Annotated in this window: 19 protein-coding genes; 10 read left to right on the top strand and 9 right to left on the bottom strand. The window is 64.6% G+C overall.

The genetic code is table 11. The features are described 5' to 3' along the window. Positions 1 to 5: 5 nt before the first annotated feature. The 7 genes from AB7008_RS35675 to AB7008_RS35645 all read right to left on the bottom strand — a co-directional run bounded on the left by AB7008_RS35675 (position 6) and on the right by AB7008_RS35645 (position 8629). Complete coding sequence (locus tag AB7008_RS35675) at positions 6 to 725, bottom strand: hypothetical protein (RefSeq protein ID WP_304490820.1); 720 nt, start codon at positions 723 to 725, stop codon at positions 6 to 8. Positions 726 to 830: 105 nt separating this feature from the next. Further along, entirely contained in the window at positions 831 to 1874 is a 1044-nt protein-coding gene (locus AB7008_RS35670; RefSeq protein ID WP_028156781.1) for an alpha/beta fold hydrolase, read from the bottom strand. A gap of 39 nt (positions 1875 to 1913) precedes the next feature. After that, positions 1914 to 2870 (bottom strand): alpha/beta fold hydrolase, encoded by a 957-nt coding sequence (locus tag AB7008_RS35665; protein ID WP_304490819.1) that lies wholly within the window; start codon positions 2868 to 2870, stop codon positions 1914 to 1916. Between the two features lie 46 nt (positions 2871 to 2916). After that, a complete protein-coding gene (locus tag AB7008_RS35660; protein ID WP_441260305.1) occupies positions 2917 to 3897 on the bottom strand; it encodes a heme-binding protein in 981 nt (326 codons plus the stop codon). A gap of 166 nt (positions 3898 to 4063) precedes the next feature. Continuing rightward, a complete protein-coding gene (locus tag AB7008_RS35655) occupies positions 4064 to 4762 on the bottom strand; it encodes a type 1 glutamine amidotransferase domain-containing protein (protein ID WP_304490818.1) in 699 nt (232 codons plus the stop codon). A gap of 197 nt (positions 4763 to 4959) precedes the next feature. Then, complete coding sequence (locus AB7008_RS35650; protein ID WP_369525464.1) at positions 4960 to 5667, bottom strand: hypothetical protein; 708 nt, start codon at positions 5665 to 5667, stop codon at positions 4960 to 4962. A gap of 118 nt (positions 5668 to 5785) precedes the next feature. Next, complete coding sequence (locus AB7008_RS35645; RefSeq protein ID WP_304490816.1) at positions 5786 to 8629, bottom strand: ATP-binding protein; 2844 nt, start codon at positions 8627 to 8629, stop codon at positions 5786 to 5788. 329 nt (positions 8630 to 8958) lie between these two features. On the opposite strand from AB7008_RS35645, the gene AB7008_RS35640 reads away from it, so the two are divergent. The 7 genes from AB7008_RS35640 (at position 8959) to msrA (ending at position 14416) form a co-directional block, all read left to right on the top strand. Further along, complete coding sequence (locus AB7008_RS35640) at positions 8959 to 9627, top strand: sensor histidine kinase (RefSeq protein ID WP_304490815.1); 669 nt, start codon at positions 8959 to 8961, stop codon at positions 9625 to 9627. Positions 9628 to 9660: 33 nt separating this feature from the next. Beyond that, a complete protein-coding gene (locus tag AB7008_RS35635; RefSeq protein ID WP_304490814.1) occupies positions 9661 to 10362 on the top strand; it encodes a VOC family protein in 702 nt (233 codons plus the stop codon). A 258-nt stretch (positions 10363 to 10620) separates the two neighbouring features. Then, a complete protein-coding gene (locus tag AB7008_RS35630; protein WP_441260304.1) occupies positions 10621 to 11934 on the top strand; it encodes an epoxide hydrolase family protein in 1314 nt (437 codons plus the stop codon). A gap of 65 nt (positions 11935 to 11999) precedes the next feature. Next, positions 12000 to 12848, top strand: coding sequence for an enoyl-CoA hydratase/isomerase family protein (locus tag AB7008_RS35625; protein ID WP_028156773.1), 849 nt, complete (start codon positions 12000 to 12002; stop codon positions 12846 to 12848). A gap of 122 nt (positions 12849 to 12970) precedes the next feature. Further along, the gene (locus AB7008_RS35620) at positions 12971 to 13393 is read left to right on the top strand and encodes an OsmC family protein (RefSeq protein WP_014493564.1); all 423 of its coding nucleotides are present in this window, start codon (positions 12971 to 12973) and stop codon (positions 13391 to 13393) included. 22 nt (positions 13394 to 13415) lie between these two features. Beyond that, the gene (locus AB7008_RS35615) at positions 13416 to 13871 is read left to right on the top strand and encodes a cupin domain-containing protein (RefSeq protein ID WP_304490812.1); all 456 of its coding nucleotides are present in this window, start codon (positions 13416 to 13418) and stop codon (positions 13869 to 13871) included. A gap of 29 nt (positions 13872 to 13900) precedes the next feature. Next, complete coding sequence (gene msrA, locus AB7008_RS35610; protein ID WP_304490811.1) at positions 13901 to 14416, top strand: peptide-methionine (S)-S-oxide reductase MsrA; 516 nt, start codon at positions 13901 to 13903, stop codon at positions 14414 to 14416. A 94-nt stretch (positions 14417 to 14510) separates the two neighbouring features. Here msrA and AB7008_RS35605 read toward each other — a convergent pair whose 3' ends face one another. Further along, entirely contained in the window at positions 14511 to 15152 is a 642-nt protein-coding gene (locus AB7008_RS35605; RefSeq protein WP_304490810.1) for a TetR/AcrR family transcriptional regulator, read from the bottom strand. Positions 15153 to 15291: 139 nt separating this feature from the next. On the opposite strand from AB7008_RS35605, the gene AB7008_RS35600 reads away from it, so the two are divergent. The 3 genes from AB7008_RS35600 (at position 15292) to AB7008_RS35590 (ending at position 18951) form a co-directional block, all read left to right on the top strand. Continuing rightward, a complete protein-coding gene (locus AB7008_RS35600) occupies positions 15292 to 16434 on the top strand; it encodes an HlyD family secretion protein (protein ID WP_304490809.1) in 1143 nt (380 codons plus the stop codon). After that, positions 16431 to 17924 (top strand): MDR family MFS transporter, encoded by a 1494-nt coding sequence (locus AB7008_RS35595; RefSeq protein WP_304490808.1) that lies wholly within the window; start codon positions 16431 to 16433, stop codon positions 17922 to 17924. Before AB7008_RS35600 ends, AB7008_RS35595 begins: the two co-directional genes overlap by 4 nt. Before the next feature lie 88 nt (positions 17925 to 18012). Further along, a complete protein-coding gene (locus AB7008_RS35590) occupies positions 18013 to 18951 on the top strand; it encodes an aldo/keto reductase (RefSeq protein ID WP_304490807.1) in 939 nt (312 codons plus the stop codon). A 45-nt stretch (positions 18952 to 18996) separates the two neighbouring features. Here AB7008_RS35590 and AB7008_RS35585 read toward each other — a convergent pair whose 3' ends face one another. After that, a complete protein-coding gene (locus AB7008_RS35585; protein WP_441260303.1) occupies positions 18997 to 21837 on the bottom strand; it encodes an ATP-binding protein in 2841 nt (946 codons plus the stop codon). Positions 21838 to 22113: the final 276 nt, after the last annotated feature.

Below are 22113 nucleotides of genomic sequence, written 5' to 3'. Positions count from 1 at the left end.
AAGGCTCAGTCGAACCGGAAATCCGCGAGATCGATCGACACCATCAGCTCGTCACGCAGCGGCATCAGATCGTCGCCGCGCAGATAGATGCGCCGGCGGCTCGGGAGCTTGAAGCCGTCGACGGTGACGGGATCGGATACGTACTGAGCTGCCGGAAAATTGCCGGCGATCTCGACCCGGTAATCATGCCGCCGGATGAGCATGTCGGGTCCGAAGTAGAAATCCTGCTCGGCGCTGTGGCTCGCGATCACGGCCGGGAAGGTCGCCCGCAATCCGCGCCAGACCTCCGCGCCCTCGCGCCAGGGTGCGATCTCCCGGAGCTGGAACCCGTCCGCCGCCAGCAGGAACGGCGCAGTCATGTAGGTCCAGAGCGCATAGCCGTTGAAATAGGCGCGATGCAGCGGATCCCAATGCGTGCGCATATCGTGCCGCGCGAACGCGGCGCGCGGATTGTTGCGCTCCGCGACGATGCGGCCGTCCGCAGCCAGGATGGCGATCCGCTCCGGGCTGAAGTCGGTGCGCTGGCCGGGCTTGCCGAACGGCTCCACGGATGCCCGCTCACGATGCAACTCGATCCGCATCGTGCGCGGCGCCTGGTCCTGATCGACGCCCTTCAATATCCAGAGGTCGCCGCCCGTCACGATCGTGGCGGTGAGTCGCTCGTGGGCATTCCATCGATCGAGCCCGCCATGGGCCTCGATCGCATTCGCCAGCAGCGGAATCATCCGGCCGTTTCCTCTCGCATCGGTGGTGTCGCCCCAATAGAGATACCCCCGTGCGCAGACGATCGCCCGTTAAGCGTTGTTAAGTGCCGTTGGCAGGTCCGGCGCCTAGGCTTCGGCCATGACGTCCAGCACCGCGTCGGCAAAGGCCTTCGGCGCCTCTTGCGGCAGATTGTGGCCGATCCCGCCCTTGATGGTCCGGTGCGAATAGCGCCCGGAAAATTTCTTCGCGTAAGCGGACGGCTCAGGATGCGGCGCGCCGTTGGCGTCACCCTCCATGGTGATCGTGGGCACGGCGATCACGGGGGCTTGCGCCAATTTTGCCTCGTCGTCGGCGTATTTCGCTTCGCCTTCGGCGAGGCCCAGCCGCCAGCGATAATTGTGGATCACGATCGCCACATGGTCCGGATTGTCGAACGCCTTCGCGCTGCGATCGAAAGTGGCGTCGTCGAAATGCCATTGGGGCGAAGCGAGCTGCCAGATCAGCTTCGAGAAATCGTGGCGGTACTTGTCGTAGCCCTCGCGGCCGCGCTCGGTCGCGAAATAGAACTGGTACCACCATTGCAGCTCGGCCTTCGGCGGCAGCGGCATCTTGCCGGCCTGTTGGCTGCCGATCAGGTAGCCGCTCACCGACACCATCGCCTTGACCCGCTCCGGCCGGAGCGCAGCGATGATGTTGGCGGTGCGCGCACCCCAGTCGAAGCCGGCAATCGTCGCCTTGTCGATTCCGAGCGCGTCCATCAGGGCGACGATGTCGGCCGCGATCGCCGCCGGCTGTCCGTTCCGCATCGTCGAGTCGGAGAGGAAACGCGTGCTGCCGTAGCCGCGCAGGTAAGGCACGATCACGCGATGACCGGCCGCGGCGAGCAGCGGTGCGACATCGACGAAGGCGTAGATGTCATAGGGCCAGCCATGCAGCAGGATCACGGGCGGGCCATCCGCGGGACCCGCCTCGGCATAGCCGACGTTGAGGAGGCCGGCGTCGATCTGTTTCAAGGACGCGAACGCGGTGTTGGCGCCGGGCTTGACGATGGCAGCGGACTTGGCCGGCTTCGCCGTAGCCGTCGTGCTCAGCGCAAGCTGGGTCGCGGCGAGCGCCATCGCAGCCCTGCCGACGAAACGACGTCGTTCGTGGCTGATGTTGTCGGTCATGTGTGCCTCCTATGGTCGGTGCATCGTGCAAGTCGCCGTTCAGCCCTTGTGCCCGTCCAGACGCGCAAGGAAGTCGCGGACCAGCGTCGCGATCTCGTCGGTTGCCTCGTCGAGCGCGAAATGGCCGGCTTCAAGGATGTGGACCTCCGCATCCGGTACATCGTCGCGATAGGCCGAAGCGCCGGCGACGGCGAAGGACGGATCGTATTTGCCCCAGACCACCAGCGTCGGCGGCCGCGTCTTGCGCAGCCATTCCTGCCATTTCGGATAGGAGGCGACGTTGGTCCGGTAATCCAGGAACAGCGTAGTCTGGATCTCGGCCTCGCCGGGACGCGTCAGGAACGCGTATTCGTCGGTCCAGCTATCGGGGTCGTAGCGCTCGGGGTGCGGGCTGGAGCCGAGGTGGCGCTGGCGCGTCGCGGCCAAGGATGTGAAGTTGGCCTTGAGCGCCTCGAGCTCATGCGCCGGATCGGCCCAATATCTGCGACGCGCTTCCCAGAGCGGGCTCAAGCCTTGCTCATGCGAAACGGCATTCTGGATCATGATGGCGCGAACGCGCTCGGGATGCGCCAGTGCCATGCGGAAGCCGACCGGGCCGCCATAATCCTGCATGAACAGCACGTAGTTGGTCAGGCCGAGCTTGTTCGTCAGCTCGCCCATCACGCCGGCGATGTTGTCAAAAGTGTAGGTGAAATCGGACGGCGGCGGCGCGCTGCTGTTGCCGAAGCCGGGATAATCAGGCGCGATCAGGTGATATTTGTCGGCGAGCAGCGGCAGCAGGGGTTCCCACATCCGCGACGAGGAGGGAAAGCCGTGCAGCAGCAGTACGGTCGGCGCATCGGCTGGCCCGGCCTCGCGGTAGAAGATATTGAGACTCCCGATATCGATCGTGTGATAGCTGATCGAGCGTCGGCTCGACCGCAGATCCTGTGCCGAGGCCTGCACGGTGGTGCAGGCGAGGGCGGCTGCGAGGGCGAGGGTGGCTGGAATGTTCATGTCATCGCTCCGATGTGGGCGTGTCGCGTCGAGACGTGCCCGCGCGTCATGCGCCGGCAACCGCTCTGACGGGATTGAGCGGCACGCTGCCACTGTGATCGCTGTTGTGCGCGGCAGCTTCCGCTCGCCGGATCACATTCGTGAGCTCCGGCGTAAAGCTTTCGTCATCGTCTTCGATGTGTCCGGTCAGCCGCGCGGTGATCTCCTGGAACACCCAGCCATTGCCGTCGGGATCGCTGAACGAGGCGTAGGAGGCATAGCTCTTCCGCTGCGGATTGGGGCCGGCAGCAAGCTCGTTCGCGCCAGCATGGTGGAAGATGCCGGCGGGATCGTGGAACGGCGCGCTGATGGCGATGCCGCGGCGGCGCAGATCGTCACATGCGGTCTCGATGTCGGACACGATGAGATGGAGCCCCTTCACGGAGCCAGGGGCGGCCGTGGTGAGGTTGCCGCCGAAGATCACCGAACATCCGGAGCCGGGCGGCGTGAACTGGATCACGCGATAGCTGTCCTTGCCCCGGTAGTCGATGTCCAGCCGCCAGCCGAGATCGGCATAAAAGCGCTTGGCGCGCTCGACGTCCGAAACCGGGAGGACGACGACCTCGAGTTTCATGTCGATCGCGGCTGCCACCGCGGGTTCACGAAGCCCGGCCTCGAGGATCTCGACGTCCTGCTCGACGGTGCCGCCGCTGATGCCGACGCCGGCGACGAGCTGTCCGTCGACCTGCAACGGGGCGCCGCCGCCCATCGAGCAGAAGCGTCCGCCCGCGACTCCCATCAAGGGAAACAGGGCCTGTCCGGGCTGTACCATCGGAGAGAGTTCCGCCGTGCGAAGCCCTACCAGCGCCGACGTATAGGCCTTCCGCTCCGACAGTTCGAGCGAGAAGGTCGGCGCCCCGTTCATGCGGTGCTTGAGAATGATGTTGCCGTGAACATCGATGATGCAAACGGCGACGGGAACCTCGGCGCGTGCAGCCTCCGCCTCGATGCATTCCGCGATCGTCTTGGTGTAGGCAAGAAAATCCATGATCGTGTCCTCTTCTCCGGCTCTCGGGCCGACCTAGTGGCCGGGTTCATCTTGTCGCGTGTCATCGCTCTCCGAACGCCGGTTGGCGACGGAATTGGGTCGGTCATCGATTTGATTAAGCCGGGGCGGTGCTCATTGATAAGCACCGCTCCGATGCGAGTCTGACTTACGCGGCCGACTTCGCCTTCCTGGCCAGGGCGGCGAGCAGCGTCTGCGCGGCCGGGCCCGAGGAGTGCGGATTCTGGCCCGTGATGAGCTGGCCCGCGCTGACGACGTGTACGCCCCAGTTCGCCGTTTTCGAGAAGACCGCGCCGAGCTTCAACATCTCGTCCTCGACGAGGAACGGTACGACATGGGTCAGGCCCACGTCCTCTTCCTCGCCGTTGGTGAAGCCGGTCACTTCCTTGCCCTCGACCAAAGGCTTGCCATCGGGCGTCTTGACGTGGCGCAGCGCACCGGTCGAGTGACACACCACCGCGATGGTCTTGCCCGCGGCGAGGAAGGATTCGATCAGCTTGACCGAGTCCTTGTCTTCGGCGAGGTCCCACATCGGGCCGTGACCGCCGGGATAGAACAGCGTGTCGAAGTCTTCCTGCTTGACGCTGTCGAGGCGCACTGTCTTGTCGAGCTGGGCTTCAGCGGCAGCGTCTGCCTCGAAGCGCAGCGTCAGGTCGGTGCGGAACTCGGGCTCGTTGCTCTTGGGATCGAGGGGCGGCCGGCCGCCTTTGGGCGAAGCCAGCGTGATCTCCGCGCCGGAATCCTTGAACACGTAGTAGGGAGCGGCCAGCTCCTCGAGCCAGAACCCGGTCTTGCGTCCGGTGTTGCCGAGCTGGTCGTGGGAGGTGATAACCATAAGAACCTTCATGACGATCTCCTTGAGTGCGTTCGCTGCAATGACGCATTCCCTCGTGGTGGAGGTGCGCCGGCCTCGGTCTCGTTCGAGCACGACACTTGTTCGTTGCTCGTGAGCCCAATGTTGCACCCAAGGCCGCGTGTTAGCTCGTTATGTATTGTTAGGCGTTGAGAGCAGTGAACGGTTCCCGCTCTCGCGCGTCGCCATCGCTACTCGAACACGGCGTCGAAGATCTCGACGTCCATCAGGACAGGCCTGGCGATCACGCTTCCATCAGGCCGCAGCGTCTGCACACGCCGCAATGTCGGCACGACGATGCCGCCGAAGCTGTCATGGGCCCAGGAATAATGCGCGACCTTGTTTCCGAACAGATCGTGATCCGTCCGCCGTTGCAGGGCGTTCTCGTCGAAGTAGAAGATCTGCTCGGGCGCGAGCGTGATCAGGTTCGGCGGGAACTGCGCGCGCAGCCTACGCCACGTGTCAGCGTTTTCGCGCCACGGCGGAAGCTCCTCCGTGACGACGTCGGGATGGGCGAGCAGAAATGGGTTGGTCAGATAATTCCAGATCGCAACGCCGCAGAAGAAGACGAGGTGCAGTTCGTCCGCGAGCGCAGGAGAGCCGGTCTCGGGAAATGCAAGGCTCGGGTTATCCCAGGTGCGCAGGACCTCACCCTCGAGGCTCTCGATCGTGATCGCGTCGGGCTGAAAGCAGCCGGAGTGTTCACCCCCGGTGATGCCGGTGAAGCGGACCGACTGGGCGCGGGTCGAGCCCTCCGCCGTCACGTCCTTGAATTCGCTGGCATGTCCGGCGCTGGAGAACAACGAGCCGCCGACGGAAAGGTGGAGCGTGAATCGGTTCAAGCTATTCCAGCGGGTCATACCGCCGCTGGCATCAATTACATCGTCAAGAAGCGCCATATCCCGCCATATCCACCGTGAAGTGCCACCACCATGGCGGTGCGGATGCGGCTTGGCGTGTTAGAAGTTGTTAGGAGTTGCGAGCAGGTGCTTGGGCGGTATCCCGTTGAAGATACTGTCAATTCAGCGCGCTCAACAGCTCCCTGGCGGCCACGAGATCGCGGGTCTGGAGGCCTTCCTGGTATCGCGCGACGAGCGGGGCGAGCAGAGCGCGTGCTTCGCCCCCTTGTCCGGCCTGGCGCCAGACCCGGCCGAGGCTGATCGCCCCCCGCAGCTCCCAGCCGAGCGCGCACTGCCGGCGCGACAGATCGAGCGATTTCCGGAAGCAGCGCTCGGCCTCCGCGGTCTTTCCCGACCGGACGAGGATGTCGCCCTTGACCCGGAGCATCTCCGGCATGTCGAAGGATTCGCCATGATCTGGAATCTGCGCAATGGCCTCATTGATCGTGCGCAGGGCCTCGTCCGGCTGGTCCTCCGCCACGAGACCCTCCGCCAGCGCCGTCGCAAACACCGTCGTCATGATCCGGTGCCGCGTCGCGTACAGCGTCGCCTGGCTGCGGCGAAGATGCTCGATCCCGCCGGCGATGTCGCCGCGGCGAAGCATGAGCTCGCCCTTCTGGCCAATGCCGACGGCGTGATAGGGACCAAGGAAGTGCCGCGCCGAATGGTCGATCAGCCGCTCGATCAGGATTTCGGCATTGGCCCAGTCGCCCACCCAGAGGAACACGTAGATCGTCCAGACCAGGGAGATGCCGAGGGTGAGGGGTTGTTCCAGCAGTTCGGCCTCGCGAACGGTGTATCTCGCCGCTTCGATCGCGCGATCGGGCCGGCCGGTGAGCCAGAGGCCGCGCGCCAGCGCGACCAGCGCGACGATGCGGTCGTCATAACCGAGATGCCCGATGTTCAGCCGCTGCGAGCCGGGATTGTGTACCATCGCGCTCTCGCAGAACTGCACGGCCTTGTCCTGATTGCCGATCAGATGGTGCGCGACGCCCAGCATCCATTCCACGTTCAGCGCGGCGGCCGGATCATTCAGCTTGCGCGCAACGCTCTCGCCCTGCTCGCCGGTGCCGAGCGCGCCGTGAAAATCCCCGACCCTGGTCAGGTAGATGTGCAATCCGCGCAGCAGCCAGAGCTGCCAGTGCAGATCCTCGAGATCCCGCGCAAGCTGAAGACTGCGTGTGAACGCCGACCGGACCGCTTCGGTATTGCCCTGCGTGAACATCACGGAGACGCCGAGCGCGGCCTGCAACGTCATCTCCTGGCGGCGGTCGATCGAATTCGTATCGAGAGAGACCAGCGCCTGCTTCGTCCAGCGATAGCACTCCGTCAGCAATGTCAGTTCGAGGAAAAACTGGGCCGCCGAAGCCGCCAGATCCACGCCGATCGTCCGGTCGGCGCTATCCGCAAAGCTCCAGGTCAGCGCGGCCCTGACATTGGGCAAGTGGTCGGCATAGGGAAGGAAGCCGCCCGCGGTCTGCATGCCCGTGGATTTGAGCGCGATGTCGCGCAGGAAGTCGCGGAAATATTCGGCGTGAGCGCGCGCGACACGGGGCGCTTCGCCGTTCTCGACGAGCTTGGCGCCGACGAAGGCACGGGTGGTGTCGAGCAGACGATAGCGCAGCCGCCGCTCCGCAGGTGAGGTTGCGATCAGCGATTTGGAGAGCAGGTTCGAGATCGCCTCGACCGCCTCGGGCTCGCTGATGCCCTGGCTGAACGCAACGGCGAGCGCGGCCTCCATTGTGAATGGCCCGACGAACACCGACAAACCGCGCAGCGTCGCACTCTCGGCTGCCGGCAGCAGATCATAGCTCCAGGCGAGCGCCGCGCTCAGGGTCTGGTGCCGCGGGATCGCGGTACGGCGTCCCCGCCACAGCAGCGAGAAGCGGCTGTCCAGCAGCGAGGCGGTCCCGGCAATGCCATAGGCGTTCACGCGTCCGGCGGCGAGCTCAATCGCGAGCGCGATGCCGTCCAGTCGCCGGCATATCTCGGCGACGAGCGGTGCATCCTCCTCGCTCAGTTCGAATTCGCCCAGGCTCTCCGCAATGCGTTCCACGAAGAGCTGGCTTGCGGGATAGGCAAGGATGTCGGCGATGCCGAGCCCGTCGCGCTGGGGCGGGCAGTCCAGCGGAAACAACCGGTGGACGCGTTCGCCTTCGGTGCGAAAGGATTCGCGGCTGGTGGCGAGAATATGCAGCTCGGGCGCTTCCTGGACGATGTGCTCGGCCAGGGGCGCGAGCTCGTCGATGATGTGCTCACAGCTGTCGAAGATCAGCAGCATTCGACGGTTGCGCAGCACCGTCAGCAGGCCCGGCATCGGGTCCTCGGAATTGACGGTCAGGCCGAGCGTGGCGGCGATGGTGCTTGGAACGAGCCTGGCATCCGTCAGCGCGCCGAAATCAACGAAGTTGACCTGACCGTCGAAGGCCTGGAGCTCGCGATGCGCGACGGCGAGCGCGACGGAAGTCTTGCCAATCCCGCCGGGGCCGACAATTGTCACGAAGCGATGCTGCGCAAGCTCGGTGGAAATCCGCTCGACCGCGTCGTCTCGTCCGATCATCCTGGCGGGCGGCGGCGGGAGTATGTGAGGCGACGGGACGGCCGGGCCTGTCCGCGTCTCCGGCGATTCGGACCGGACCAGCGGGCCCGCGAAGCAATAGCCACGGCCGGGCACGTTGACGACATAGCGGGAGCCTTCGCCGGCATCCCCCAAGGCCTTGCGTAGCGTCGTGATGTGGAAGCGCAGGCTGCCTTCATCGACCGTCACGTCGGCCCAGACGCGCTTGATCAACTCACGCTTGTCGATGACCTCGCCGGCGCGCTCGACGAGAAAAATGAGGATGTCGAGTGCGCGGCCGCCGAGGTGAAGCGGAGCGCCGTCCTTCTCGAGCAGGCGCGACCTTGCGTACAGCCGGAATGGCCCGAAGGAAATCGCCGCATCCTGGTCGTTAGTGTCCACCACGCGCCAATGAATCCAGTGAAGGGGCTGTTGTCCGCATCCTGATCTAGCAGAACGAGGTCATGAGTAAACTGGTCGAAAGTGGCGAAATCGCGCGGCAAGTCAGCCGGCCGCATCGGGATGATGCGTGACAAATTTCGCTTAAACGCGAGCGGCTTGCGAAGCGATCGGGACGACCCGTCAGCGTGCTTGACCGTCGAAATGACAGTCTGGCCGCCAACTTGTGATGCCGCCGATCATAACAAAATCTTGCAACGTCTAACGAGCAAAACGCGCGCGGCGCATCCATTATAGGCTTCGAGTTAGGTCCTAGGTCCAACGGGGAGGCTATCATGTCCGCTATCGGTTTGGGGACGAACGACCATTTCGTTCGATCTCAGCACATTGCCAGCTTTGATGATCAGTCACGTGATTGGGAACTCGTACTACGGGAATCCCACCATCGGATGAAGAACACGCTGACGCTGCTGGGTGCGTCAGTCCGCCGCGACTTCTCGCGGCCGGGCACCAGGGACATGTCGGGTGTGGTGGACCGGTTCGAGCAGCGCATCGTCGCGTTCGGCAAGCTCTATCAGCTCTTGTCCGACAGCGACAGTCTGTCCGCCGTCTCCGTCGAGGCCTTCTTCGAAAACCTGTGCGAGGCGCTCTCCGAGGCAGTGCTGGAACCGGCCGGCATCCGCTGCGAGGCTGCGATCGAGAGCGGGGCGCTGCCGGCATCGCAGTGTCATCGGCTGGCGTTGATGCTGACGGAGCTGGTCACGAATGCAGCCAAACATGCCTTCCCGAACAGGAACGATGCGCTGATCCGCATCGAAATGGCCAACCGCGACGACGCCTGGCTCTGCACGGTGGCTGACAACGGCATCGGCGCGACCGGTCCGCTTCAGGGCACCGGCAGCCGCATCCTTGAAGGGCTCGCACGCAGTATCGACGCGCGGTTGCAGGGCGAGGCGGGCCAGGGCGGCACGCGCGTGACGATCGTGATGCCCGCTGCCGCTTGAAGCTCACTTCAATCGCAACTCAGGGAGTGCGACATGGCCACCACCGAAATCGACCGCGACGCCGCGGCCGGGTCTCCGAGCACATCTTCGACATCGCGTGGCGTTGATCTGAAGCTCGAGATCGTCGTCATCCCCGTGTCGGATGTCGACCGCGCCAAGGCGTTCTACACGCGCCTCGGCTGGCGATTGGACGCCGATTTTGCCTCAGCTGACGAATGGCGCGTGATCCAGTTCACGCCGCCGGGTTCGGCTTGTTCTGTGATCTTCGGCAAGAACGTTACACCGGCAGCGCCGGGTTCGGCGCGCGGGCTGTACCTGATCGTCTCCGATCTGGCCGTGGCGCGACAGGAACTGCTCGACCGCGGCATCGCAGTGAGCGCACCATTCCATGGTGCGGGCGACGTTCACGCCGGTCCGGACGAGCCGTATCTGTTCGGCAGCGTCCGGGTCAGCGGTGTTGACCCGAAGCGCGGCAGCTACAGCTCTTTTGCCTCGTTCAGTGATCCCGACGGCAATGGCTGGCTGTTCCAGGAGGTCACGACGCGACTGCCTGGACGCATTGCGGGTGACGGCACGACGTTCGCCTCAACGGCCGATCTGGCCGCAACCCTGCGACGTGCCGCTGTCGCGCATGGTGAGCACGAGAAGCGCATCGGCGGACATGACGAGAACTGGCCCGACTGGTACGCCGACTACATCGTCCGCGAGCAGGCCGGTCAACCGCTGCCCTCCTGAGTTGTAATGAACCCATCTCCCGAATTCACGGACAGGGCGCGCGCCGATTGAACTCGTCGCGCGCCGTGTCGCTTCTGCATCGCGTGTAATCGTCATCGTCGCTCGCTCTTCCATCCCGCGGACTCGCAACGGCTAACGCAGCCTAACAACCGATAACGAGCTAATTGCCAGGACCTGCGCCAATCTCTGTTCACGACGAAACGACGCGTCGATTTCGAATTCGGTTGGTGTCACCGACCAGAGCAAGGGAGATCTGCCATGACAACGCAAGCACGAGCCGACATTCTCAATCCCGACCGCCGTCAATTGCTGAGCCAGGCCGCAATGACCGCGGTTGCCGCCAGCGTGGCGAGCCTGCTGCCGCTGCGTCCGGCGAAAGCCGCTGCAAGCGGTGCGATCCGCCCGTTCCGCGTCAGCGTGCCCGAGGAAGATCTGCTTGACCTCCGCCGCCGCCTCGCAATGACCCGCTGGCCCGATCGCGAGATCGTCGCCGACCAATCGCAGGGCGTGCAGCTCACCACGCTCCAGCAGCTCGTGCGGTACTGGCAGAACGACTACGACTGGCGCAAGATGGAATCGCGGCTGAACGCCTTGCCGCAATTCGTCACCGAGATCGACGGCGTCGACATTCACTTCATTCACATCCGCTCCCGCCACGAGAACGCGCTGCCGATGGTCGTCACGCATGGCTGGCCGGGCTCGATCATCGAGCAGATGAAGATCGTCGGCCCGCTCACCGACCCCACCGCGCATGGCGCGAAGGCCACGGATGCATTCGACCTGGTGATCCCCTCGCTTCCGGGCCACGGCTTCTCCGGCAAGCCGACGGAGCTCGGCTGGGATCCCCAGCGCATAGCGCGTGCCTGGATCGTGCTGATGAAGCGCCTCGGCTACAACCGCTACGTGGCGCAGGGCGGCGATTGGGGCAATGCCGTCACCGAGCAGATGGCGGTGATCGCGCCGCCGGAGCTGCTCGGCATTCACACCAACATGCCCGCCACCGTTCCCGACGACATCGCCAAGGCGCTTCAGCCGGGCGGAACGCGGCCATCAAACCTCTCGGCCGACGAGCGCATTGCCTACGACCAGCTCGACGATTTCTACAAGCGCGGCCTCGGTTACGCGATCGAGATGTCGAACCGGCCGCAGACGCTCTATGGTCTCGTCGACTCACCGGCCGGTCTTGCATCCTGGATGCTTGATCACGACGCACGCAGTGCTGCGATGATTGCGCGGGTGTTCGACGGCAAGACCGAAGGCCTGTCGCGGGACGACGTGATCGACAACATCACGCTGTACTGGCTCACCAACACCGCGGTCTCGTCGGCGCGGCTCTACTGGGAGAACAAGCTGGTGTTCTTCGAGCCCAAGCACATCAAGATCCCGGTCGCCGTCAGCGTGTTTCCGGACGAGATCTATGCGGCGCCGCGGAGCTGGGCCGAGAAGGCCTATCCGAAGCTGATGCACTACAATCGCCTCGACAAGGGCGGCCACTTCGCAGCCTGGGAGCAGCCCGCGCTGTTCTCTGCGGAAATGCGCACCGCGTTCCGCCCGCTGCGCCAGTCGATCTGAACCGAACAAGGGACACGCGCTGCCGTGCGTTCCATTTTCGAACACACATGTCAGGAGTGCCAACAATGAGCCGCCCCGTACAGATCTTCACCACCGAGGACATTCACCTGGAGCGCCGCCTGCCGACATACTGGCGCGTCACCTTCGACATGCCGCCGGTGAACATCTTCGGTCCAAAGCACCTTCCGCTGCTCAACGACATCATCACCGCGATCGAGACCGATCCGGACGTGAAGGTGGTCGTATTCGACAGCGCCGTCGAAGGCTTCTTCATCACGCATTACGACTTCCTGGCGCCGCTGGAGGACTCTCTCGGCGTTCCGCCGGGGCCGACCGGCCTGCAGGCGCTGCCCGACATGCTGGTGCGCCTCAGCCGCGCGCCGGTCGTCTCCATTGCCTCGATCCGGGGCCGTGCGACCGGGGTCGGCAGCGAGCTCGCGCTGGCGAGCGACATGCGCTTTGCCAGCCGCGAGAAGGCGATCCTGTCGCAATGGGAGGTCGGCGCGGGACTCGTGCCCGGCGGCGGGCCGATGGCGCGGTTGCCGCGGCTGATGGGCCGAGGCCGTGCGCTCGAAGTGTTGCTCGGTGCCGACGACATCCACGGCGATCTCGCCGAGCGTTACGGCTACGTGAACCGTTCGCTGCCGGATGCGGAGCTCGTCGGCTTCGTCGAGGCGCTCGCCATGCGCATTGCGTCGTTCGACAAGGAAGCCATCGCCGAGACCAAGCGTCTCGTCGATGTTGCGAGCCTGCCGCCGGATGACGAGATCAAGCCGGAGTGGGATGCGTTCCTGGCTGCGCTCGGCCGTCCCGCCAGCCAGACTCGCATCAAGGCGCTGATGACGCGCGGCTTCCACCGCGCCGGCGATGTCGAGAACCGGCTGGGCTTCCACGTCGGACAGATCGGGAGTTGACGGAACCGCTGCGGCGCTCGGCCGGTTGGACGGGGTGACAGGCGGTCGTGCCAATGTCGCTTTCCTCCGGTACCGAGCGCCGGTGCCAAAAACCAACCTAAGAACCAACGAGGAGAATCGAGATGATCCGCAAGGCAACAGCAGTCTGGAAGGGCACCGGTCGCGATGGCACCGGCCATCTGTCAAGCGAATCCGGCGTGCTCGCCGGGACGCCCTATTCGTTCAAGACCCGCTTCGAGAACGAGAAGGGCACCAATCCCGAGGAGTTGATCGCCGCGGCCCATGCCGGCTGCTTTACCATGGCACTGGCCTTCGGTCTTCAGCTCGCCGGCTTCACGCCGGACGAGCTGTCGACGGAAGCCGCAATCACGCTCGAGCCGGAAGGCAAGGGCTTCAAGATCAGCAAGTCGGCACTGACGCTTCGCGCCAAGGTGCCGAACCTTGACGACGCAGGTTTCGCCAAGATCGCCGGCGAGGCCGAGAAGAACTGTCCGGTGTCGAAGGTGCTCAACGCCGCGATCACGCTCGACGCCAAATTGACCTGATCGAAACGCAGGGAGCACTACCATGTCTCGTCAAGATCTGCCTCGCCAGCATCAGCCGGATGAAGACAGGTTCCGAGCGATTTTGCCCGAGGACATCGCATGGCAACCGTTCCCTGCGTTCCCGCCAGGCGCGCGGCTGGCCGTGATGGTCGGCCATCCCAGCGAACCCGGACCTTACGTGGTCCGGGTGAAGGTGCCCGGGGGCACGAAACTGATGCCGCACAAGCATCCGGAGGACCGCATCTACACGGTCATGTCGGGTGTGTTCTACATCGGCCTCGGCGAGCGTTTCGATGGCGACCAGGTGAAAGCCTATCCGCCGGGCAGCGTCATCGTGCTGCCCGGCGAGACCTGGCATTTTCACTGGGCGAAGTCCGGCGAATACGTCACGCAGGTCTCCGCCATCGGGCCGCTGGGCCTCGAATATCACGATGATCACGATGACCCGCGCTTGCATCCGGCAACGGACAAGCGCTGAGTATCTCGACGAAACCAATGGAGCATCAGATGACGACAGAGCGCGCAGTTTTGGCCGGAGGCTGCTTCTGGGGCATGCAGGATCTGATCCGCAGGCAACCGGGGGTGATCTCCACCCGTGTCGGTTACACCGGCGGGCATATGAAGAACGCCACCTATCGCAATCACGAGGGCCACGCCGAGGCGATCGAGATCATCTTCAATCCCGCCAAGACGAGCTTCCGGACCATGCTGGAGTTCTTCTTCCAGATCCACGATCCGACCACGCTCAATCGCCAGGGCAATGATCGGGGCACGAGCTACCGCTCGGCAATCTTCTACACGAGTGACGAGCAGAAGAGAGTCGCCGAAGACACCATCGCCGATGTCGAAGCGTCAGGTCTCTGGCCCGACAAGGTGGTGACCGAGGTCGCGCCCGCAGCTGAGTTCTGGGAAGCCGAGCCCGAGCATCAGGATTATCTCGAGCGCTATCCCGATGGCTACACCTGCCACTTCATCCGGCCCGACTGGAAGCTGCCAAGGCGCGCGGCCGCCGTGGGAGGCTAGGCGGATTGTCGCGTACGGCCGCCGAGGCCTTTTTGACGAGGAGTGCAAATGTGCGAACTCCCCTCATCGTACGGTCACGAGCATTCCTCGCGGCTCAATGCGCCTCCGGCCGGCGTCGGCAGATCACAGTCACCGCCTTGCGGGCAATCTCCCTCAGGTCGGCGCGGCGTGCGCCGGCCCGGGCGCGGATGGCGATCGTCTGCATCGTGGCGGCGGCAAGGATCGCAAGCGCAGCCGGATCGGCCTCGCGATCCAGCTCGCCCTGGTCCTGCGCCAGGCGGAAGCGGGCCTCGAAATCGGCATCGATCGTCCGCAGTCCCGTCGCAACGCTGCTCCGGATCGCCGCATCCTCGGCGACTTCGGTCACCGCGGTACCGACCACGAAGCAGCCGCGCGCTGATCCCTTGCCGGAAAAGTAGATCGACAGCGCCGCGTCATAGGCCAGCATCAGCGCTTCTTCCAAGGGATGGTCCCCTGCGAGAGCCTCGCGCGTTGCCGCGAGGCTGATCTCCCAATAGCGCGCCAACGCCTCGAGATAGAGCGCGTGCTTGTTGCCGAACACCGCGTAGAGGCTCGGTGGACTCATGCCGGTCGCGGCCGCGACCTTGTCCAGGGACGTGCCGGAATAGCCCGTCCTCCAGAACGTTTCCGTCGCCCGCTTGAGGGCCGTCTCAGTGTCGTAGGCGGGTGGCCGTCCCCGGCGCGCCGGGCCCGCCTCGCTCTTTTTCCGTGCCATGTCGTTCGAACCTGGTTGCCATGTTCCACACGTATATTTGTATGGATCGTTATAAAAATCAATGGCCGCGCGGCTTGATCGCCGCATCGGAGTACAATATTTGTAACGATCGTTAGTAAATGAGATAAGGACGAGGACGATGGGTTTGAACTTTGCGCCAATCGCCGGCTGGCTGGGCGATCGCAGCTTCCGCGGGAGCGAGGCTGCTGCGCGGTTGTTCGGAGCGGATCTTGCCAGGCGGCTGCGCCGGCCCCTGATGCTCGCGGTGCCGGCCGCGGCTGCCGTGTTCGGCGCCTTCATGTATCTGGCGCAGGAGCAATACGTCTCGACCGACGATGCGTTCGTGCGCGCCGCGAAAGTCACCATCAACGCGCGGGTGTCCGGCCAGGCGGTCGAGATCGCCGTGCGCGACAATGAGCGTGTTCGGCAGGGCCAGGTCCTGTTTCGAATTGACCCGGAGCCCTACCAGATCGCCGTCGATCAGGCCGAAGCCCGGCTCGGCAGCGCGCGGCTCCAGATCGACTCCCTCAAGGCGACCTACCGCCAGCAGCAGGCGGAGCTGCAATCGGCGAAGGAATCGGCCTCTTTCGACGAGCGCGAGTTCGACCGCAAGAGGATGCTGGTCGCCTCCGACTTCACGCCGCGAGCGGTCTACGAGCGGGCCGAGACCGATCTCAAGGTCGCGCGCCATCGGATGACATCGATCGAACAGCAAATCGCCAATACGGTCGTCGCGCTCAACGGCGATCCCGATATCGATGTCGACCGCCATCCGACAGTCCGCGCGGCCAGGGCGCAGCTCGATCGCGCGCGGCTCGATCTCTCCTACGCCACGGTGAAAGCACCCGACGACGGTATCGTGACCAAGGTCGACGATCTCCAGATCGGCGGTTTCGTCAATGCAGGCGCGCCCACGTTCTCACTGATGTCGAGCCGGGACGTCTGGATCGAGGCGAATTTTCGCGAGACGGGCCTGACCCACATGCGGCCGGGCCAGCAGGCGACGATCGACGTCGATGCCTATCCGGATCGAAAATTCAAGGCGCATATCGTCAGCATGAGTCCCGGCACCGGGTCGGACTTCTCGATCCTGCCGCCGGAGAATGCGACCGGGAACTGGGTCAAGGTCGTGCAGCGGCTTCCGGTGCGCCTCGAGCTCGACGATCCTGATCAGACCCGGCCGCTGTTCTCCGGCATCAGCGTGACGGCGCGGGTCGACACCGGCCATCGTCGCGCCTGGCTGCATCTGCTCCAGCCTGCGCTTGCGACGGAGGTCAAATGAGCACGCCCCTCCCATCGACCGCGACCGGCGGTCATCCTGCAATCTCGGCAGCCGCCCTGATGGCGACCTACATGCAGGCCGTCAACATTTCGATCCCGAACGCCGCGCTGCCGCACATCCAGGCGACGCTCTCGATGGCCAATGACGAGGTCGGCTGGGTGTTCTCCTCGTATATCGCCGCAAGCGCCGTGACCATGTCGATCACGCAATGGCTCGCGGGACGCTACGGCCGCAAGGCGGTCTATCAGACAGCCCTTGCCGTCTTCACGCTTGGTCTTGTCCTCGACACGCTGGCGACGACGTCGATCCAGTTCGTGCTGGCGCGGATTCTCCAGGGCGCGGCAAGCGGACCACTTGCGCCGCTCTCATTGGCAATTCTGCTGGAGGCGACGCCGGCGGCGCGACAAGCACGCATGGGCCTGGGATTGACGGTCTGCTCGCTGCTTGGCATCAGCACCGGCCCCGCTCTTGGTGGCTGGCTCAGCGAATATTGCGCCTGGCCGTCGATCTTCTATGTCAGCCTGCCCATGACGGCCTTCATCGCCCTGACGATGGCCCTGTTGCTGGGCGAGAAGCGGGCAGAGCGGAGCCAGCCCTTCGACGTCTTCGGCCTGACGACCTTCTCCGCCGGCATGATCGGGCTGCAGATGCTGCTGGATCGCGGCGAGCGCCTCGAATGGTTCGCCTCAACGGAGATCTGGGTCGAAGCGATCGCTTCGGTCCTGGGCTTCTATCTCTTCATCGTGCACGTTCTGACCAAGAAGGAGCAATTTCTCCGCACAGCGCTGTTCAAGGATCGCAATCTCGTCCTCTCGACGGTGATCTCCTTCGCGCTCGGCTTCGTCCTGCTGCCGACATTGGCGTTGACGTCCCCGATGCTGGAGGAGTTGCTCAACTACCCTGTCGATACCACCGGCTACATGAGCATTCCACGCGGCGTGGCGCTGGTGGGCGCGCTGGTGCTGACGAGCCTGGTTCCGGGACAGGTCGACTACCGGCCGTTCCTCATGGGGGGCATGGCGCTGGTGGTCTATGCCAACTGGCTGATGCTCGGTTATTCGCCGGCGATGGATTGGCGGCCGGTCGTCGAAGCAGGCTTCCTCCAGGGCGCTGGTCTCGGCATGTTGTTGCCGGCGCTGGTGAGGGCCGCGTTCGGAACGCTCGACCCGAAGCTTCGCCCTGAAGGCAGTGCGCTGATCAACCTGTCGCGCCTTTATGGCAGCACCATCGGCATCGCGGTGGTCCAGCTCTTCTTCTATGCCAACACCCAGGCCGTGCATATCGCGCTCGCCAAGCATCTCACGCCTTATCGGGTCGCGGCGAATGTCGCGGGCCCGATCGGGAAGCCGGGCCTTGCCGCCCTCAACGGCATGGTCACGCGCCAGGCGGCCACGGTCGCGGTCATCGATCAGTTCGAGATCCTGATGTTCGCCATGCTCGTCGTGATCCCGCTGGTGTTCTTTCTTCGTAGGCCACGTCCCGTCGGCTAACGCCGGAGAGCCGTGAAATGACGTTGTGTCCGCAACCCCGATCGCTTCGTCCGCACCGCGCGGCTAGCAGTCAACAAGGAGTATCACCATGACGACCTCCGATTCACTTCGTTACACGAGGATTCCCACGCATGAGGCCGTGACGATTCCCGCAGTCGGATTTGGCACGCTCATTCCTGACCCGCTCGTGACCAGGCAGGCCACCAGGGCTGCATTGGAGGCCGGATTTCGACATCTCGATTGTGCCGAGCGCTATCGCAACGAAGCGGCCGTCGGCGACGCGCTACAGGACGCGTTCAGCGCGGGCACGCTTCGTCGCCAGGACCTGTTCGTCACGACGAAGCTATGGAACACCAATCATCGGCCGGAACGGGTCAAGCCCGCCTTCGACGCCAGTCGCCGGCGGCTGCAACTCGACGAGATCGACTGCTACATCATCCATACCCCCTTCGCCTTTCAACCCGGCGATGACCAGGACCCGAGGGATGCGAGCGGCCATGTGATCTACGATTCAGGCGTGACGCTGGCGGAGACATGGGGGGCGCTGGAGCGCCTCGTTGACGAGGGGCACTGCAAGTCGATCGGCTTGTCGGACATCACCTTGGAGAAGCTGCGCGAGATCGTCGAGGTCGCGCGGATCAGGCCTGCCATGGTGCAGGTCGAATCGCATCCTTACCTGCCCGAATGGGAGCTGCTCGACTTCTGTCGGGAGCATGGAATTGTCCTGCAGGCGTTTGCCGCGCTCGGACACGCCATGAAGCCGAACCTCCTAGCTGACCCCGTGATCACTGCCATCGCGGAACGCCTGCACAAGACGCCGGCTCAAGTCGCCCTGGCCTGGGCCGTCCAGCGCGGCTCGGCTTTCCTGACGACCTCGACCAATCCTCGGCGTATCGAGGAGAACCTCGATATTTCGACGCTGCCTGAAGACGCCATGCGGGAGATGCGGGATCACATCACGACGAATGTCCGGTTCAACACAGTGGTCGAGACCGGCGTGCCCGGATTCATTCCGCGGGCAGGATGAAGCGCGCGGCGCGGTGCGAAAGCGGAAGGCCTTCGGCCGGCCCCGTCAAGTCCGGAGCTGCGCGATCAAATCGCGCGCGCTGCGGATATCGGCGATGCCGGCGCCCTCGCTGAACGGCCCGCATGCACGTTCGAGGATTGCCAGGGCGTCGGCATTCTGGCCGGCTCCGATCATGAACCGCGCGAGGCTGATCGCTCCGCGCAGCTCCCAGAACCGCGCGCCCTGCTGGTTGGCAATGTCCATGGCCTCGCGAAAGCGCGCCTCGGCGTCCCCCGCGTGCCGCGGGCTCTTGAGCAACAACTCGCCCTTGATGCGGATCAGTTCCGGCAGATACCACAGCTCCTGCCGGTCGTTGCAGCGGGTCAGGACGTCCTCGATCACGTCGAGGCCACGGTCGACCTGGTGGGCCTCGCCGGAACACGCGGCGAGTTCGCCGAGCAGCGGAAGAAAGCGCGGCAGGAAACGCGCATCGCCGGCGCGATTGAGCTCTTCGCGCAGCAGCGGCAGGCCGGTCGCGACGTTGCCACGCCTTACGACGACCGCCGCGTTGAAGGCCCGTGCCCACAGGCCCCACAGCCGGATGGCGTGGCGCTCGGTGTGTTCGAGCAACTCGGCGCCGTGGCGCTCCGCGGCCTCGAAATCGCCGGACCAGAAGGCGATCGGGCAGGCGGCTTGCCCCAGCACGCTACAGAAAGTCAGCGCGTGGCCATTGGCGCGGCCTTCCTCGATGTTTCGGTCGGCGAGCGCCTGAGCCTGATCGGCGAGGCCCTGAAGCCACAGGATGCGGGCCCGGAAATATTGCGTTGATATCCTGAGGTCGAGCGGGAAGATCTTCGGCTTCTCCGCCAGCACATGCAGCGACGCGTTCACGCGCTCGATGCGGAGCCGTGCGTCGTTCTGATCGCCGAGATAATGCAGCGCCACCGCCATCAGCCGGTCGCCCAGCATGAGGTCGGTCCTGTCCGACGAGTTCGCCGCTGCATTCGCAAACCGGTCGGCGAGCGCGCGGGCCTTGCCGAACTGTCCGTTGTTGAACTGGTCGATGCACAAGCCCCAGAGCGCGCGCAGCCGGAAGTCCTTGTCGTCGAGCCTGTCAGCCAGCTCCAGGGTCGTCTCGAGGATCGGACGCGCCTCGCGGGCGCGGCCCTCGCCATACATCAGCGACCAACCGAGCGCCGACAGGAGTTGCATGCGAATGCGATCGTCGCCGCCACTGTCGCCGAGCGCGGTGAGCGCCGTCTTGGCGCGCTCGCGGCATTCGGAGAACAGGGACAGGCGGACCCACAGCGTGACGGCAGCCGCCGTCAGTGCGATCCCGAGTGCAGCGTCGCCGTCGGGCCCGAAGGCCCAGTTCAATGCGGCGCGCACATTGTCCAGCTCCGCGCCATAGATGCTCAGCCATTCCGGCAGCGGCGTCGATGTATCGGCCTCCGCGCGCTCGAAGAATTCGCGAAAATGCTCTGCATGACGCCGCGCGAACTGACTGGTCTCGCCGAGCTCGTTCAGCTTTCCATGCGCATAGGTGCGTGTGGTGTCGAGCAGGCGATAGCGCAGCGTTCGCGAGCCGGATGGCGAGATCAGCGATTTGGTGACGAGGCTGTCGATCGCCTCCAGCGTTTCGGACGCGCCGAGGCCGTCGCCGGCGGCCACCGCGGCAGCCGCCTCCGGCGCGAAGGGCCCGGCAAAGACCGACAGGCGTCGCAGCGTGGCACTCTCGGCGGGAGGTAGCAGGTCGTAGCTCCAGTCGAGCGCCGCGGCGAGCGTCTGATGTCGTGGCACGGCGGTGCGCCGACCCCGCCATTGCAACGAGAAGCGGCTGTCGAGCAGCGACGCCGTGCCGGCAATGCCATACGCATTGACACGGCCGGCCGCGAGCTCGATCGCAAGCGCAATGCCGTCGAGGCGCCGGCAAATGCTCGCGACGAGCGGCGCTTCTTCCGCACTGAGCTGGAACGGACCCGAGCTCTGCGCAATGCGCTCGACGAAGAGCTGGGCCGCGGGGTAAGCGAGGACCTCGGCGACATCAAGGTCCTCGCGCTCCGGCGGGCAATCCAGCGGGAACAGGCGGAAAATCCGTTCGCCGTCGCTCCGGAACGATTCGCGGCTGGTTGCGAGAACGCGAAGCTGCGGTGCGTCGCGAACGATGCGCTCGACGATCGGTGCCAACGCATCCAGCACATGCTCGCAGCTGTCGAAGATCAGCAGGGCTGGGCCGGTCTTCAGAAATGTCAGCAGGGCCGGCGTCGGATCCTCCGCGCTGATCGTCAGTCCCAGTGCGGAGGCGATGGTGGTCGCGATGTGGCTGGCGTCCCTCAGCGGACCGAAGTCGACGAAAAATACGCGCCCGCCGAAATCCGCCGATCTGCGATGCCCGACGGTGACGGCGACGGCGGTCTTGCCGATGCCGCCGGGGCCGACCACCGTCATGAAGCGATGCAACGAAAGCCCGTTCGATATCTTCTCGACGATCTCCTCCCGTCCGACCATTTTCGAGAGCGGCGAGGGAAGGGAGCGGGGAGGTGCGATGTTCACGGCGGGCTGGGCGGCCGGCGGGGCCGCCTGAGCGAGCGAGGCGACAAAGCAGTAGCCGCGGCCGGGCACATTGACGACATAACGGGCCGACTTGCCGGTATCGCCCAGCGCCTTGCGCAGTGCTGCGACGTGGAAGCGCAGGCTGCCCTCGTCGACATTGACGTCGGCCCAGATGCGCTTGACCAGCTCTCTCTTGTCGATGACTTCACCGGGGCGCTCGGCGAGGAAGATCAGAATATCGAGCGCGCGGCCGCCGACGTGAAGCGGCGAGCCCTCCTTCTCCAAGAGCCGCGACTTCGGAAATAGTCGAAATGGCCCAAAAGAAATGGCCGAGTCTTCGGTACGATCTGGCACGCGCCATTGCCCCCGCAACGGGAGTCAAAAGGTATTACTTTTTGGTCTATCAGAACGAGGCGTACAGTAAACTGGCCGAAAGCAGTGGGCAGAGCTGGTAGCCCTGCGCGCATGGCTTCGATCGATCTGTCCGGCGAAATAACCCTTAAGAAGTAAAGGGTTATGCTGGCATGACAAGGCGATGACCCCGGGCCTCTTACCCGGATGGCGCATTGACGGCGGTAGCAGATTGCTGCGATTGGGTGGTTCGGGAGCCGGTCCCGCCTCGACAGTGAC

The organism is Bradyrhizobium sp. 521_C7_N1_3 (assembly GCF_052075975.1).
GTDB lineage: Bacteria > Pseudomonadota > Alphaproteobacteria > Rhizobiales > Xanthobacteraceae > Bradyrhizobium > Bradyrhizobium japonicum.
The sequence above is the reverse complement of the archived record's forward strand: the minus strand, read 5'-3'. Positions and strand labels throughout refer to the sequence as shown.

Coding starts and splice junctions, on each gene's coding strand:
- AB7008_RS35675 (WP_304490820.1), bottom strand. CDS start 725: ATGATTCCGCTGCTGGCGAATGCGATCGAGGCCCATGGCGGGCTCGAT.
- AB7008_RS35670 (WP_028156781.1), bottom strand. CDS start 1,874: ATGACCGACAACATCAGCCACGAACGACGTCGTTTCGTCGGCAGGGCT.
- AB7008_RS35665 (WP_304490819.1), bottom strand. CDS start 2,870: ATGAACATTCCAGCCACCCTCGCCCTCGCAGCCGCCCTCGCCTGCACC.
- AB7008_RS35660 (WP_441260305.1), bottom strand. CDS start 3,897: ATGGATTTTCTTGCCTACACCAAGACGATCGCGGAATGCATCGAGGCG.
- AB7008_RS35655 (WP_304490818.1), bottom strand. CDS start 4,762: ATGAAGGTTCTTATGGTTATCACCTCCCACGACCAGCTCGGCAACACC.
- AB7008_RS35650 (WP_369525464.1), bottom strand. CDS start 5,667: ATGGCGCTTCTTGACGATGTAATTGATGCCAGCGGCGGTATGACCCGC.
- AB7008_RS35640 (WP_304490815.1), top strand. CDS start 8,959: ATGTCCGCTATCGGTTTGGGGACGAACGACCATTTCGTTCGATCTCAG.
- AB7008_RS35635 (WP_304490814.1), top strand. CDS start 9,661: ATGGCCACCACCGAAATCGACCGCGACGCCGCGGCCGGGTCTCCGAGC.
- AB7008_RS35630 (WP_441260304.1), top strand. CDS start 10,621: ATGACAACGCAAGCACGAGCCGACATTCTCAATCCCGACCGCCGTCAA.
- AB7008_RS35625 (WP_028156773.1), top strand. CDS start 12,000: ATGAGCCGCCCCGTACAGATCTTCACCACCGAGGACATTCACCTGGAG.
- AB7008_RS35620 (WP_014493564.1), top strand. CDS start 12,971: ATGATCCGCAAGGCAACAGCAGTCTGGAAGGGCACCGGTCGCGATGGC.
- AB7008_RS35615 (WP_304490812.1), top strand. CDS start 13,416: ATGTCTCGTCAAGATCTGCCTCGCCAGCATCAGCCGGATGAAGACAGG.
- msrA (WP_304490811.1), top strand. CDS start 13,901: ATGACGACAGAGCGCGCAGTTTTGGCCGGAGGCTGCTTCTGGGGCATG.
- AB7008_RS35605 (WP_304490810.1), bottom strand. CDS start 15,152: ATGGCACGGAAAAAGAGCGAGGCGGGCCCGGCGCGCCGGGGACGGCCA.
- AB7008_RS35600 (WP_304490809.1), top strand. CDS start 15,292: ATGGGTTTGAACTTTGCGCCAATCGCCGGCTGGCTGGGCGATCGCAGC.
- AB7008_RS35595 (WP_304490808.1), top strand. CDS start 16,431: ATGAGCACGCCCCTCCCATCGACCGCGACCGGCGGTCATCCTGCAATC.
- AB7008_RS35590 (WP_304490807.1), top strand. CDS start 18,013: ATGACGACCTCCGATTCACTTCGTTACACGAGGATTCCCACGCATGAG.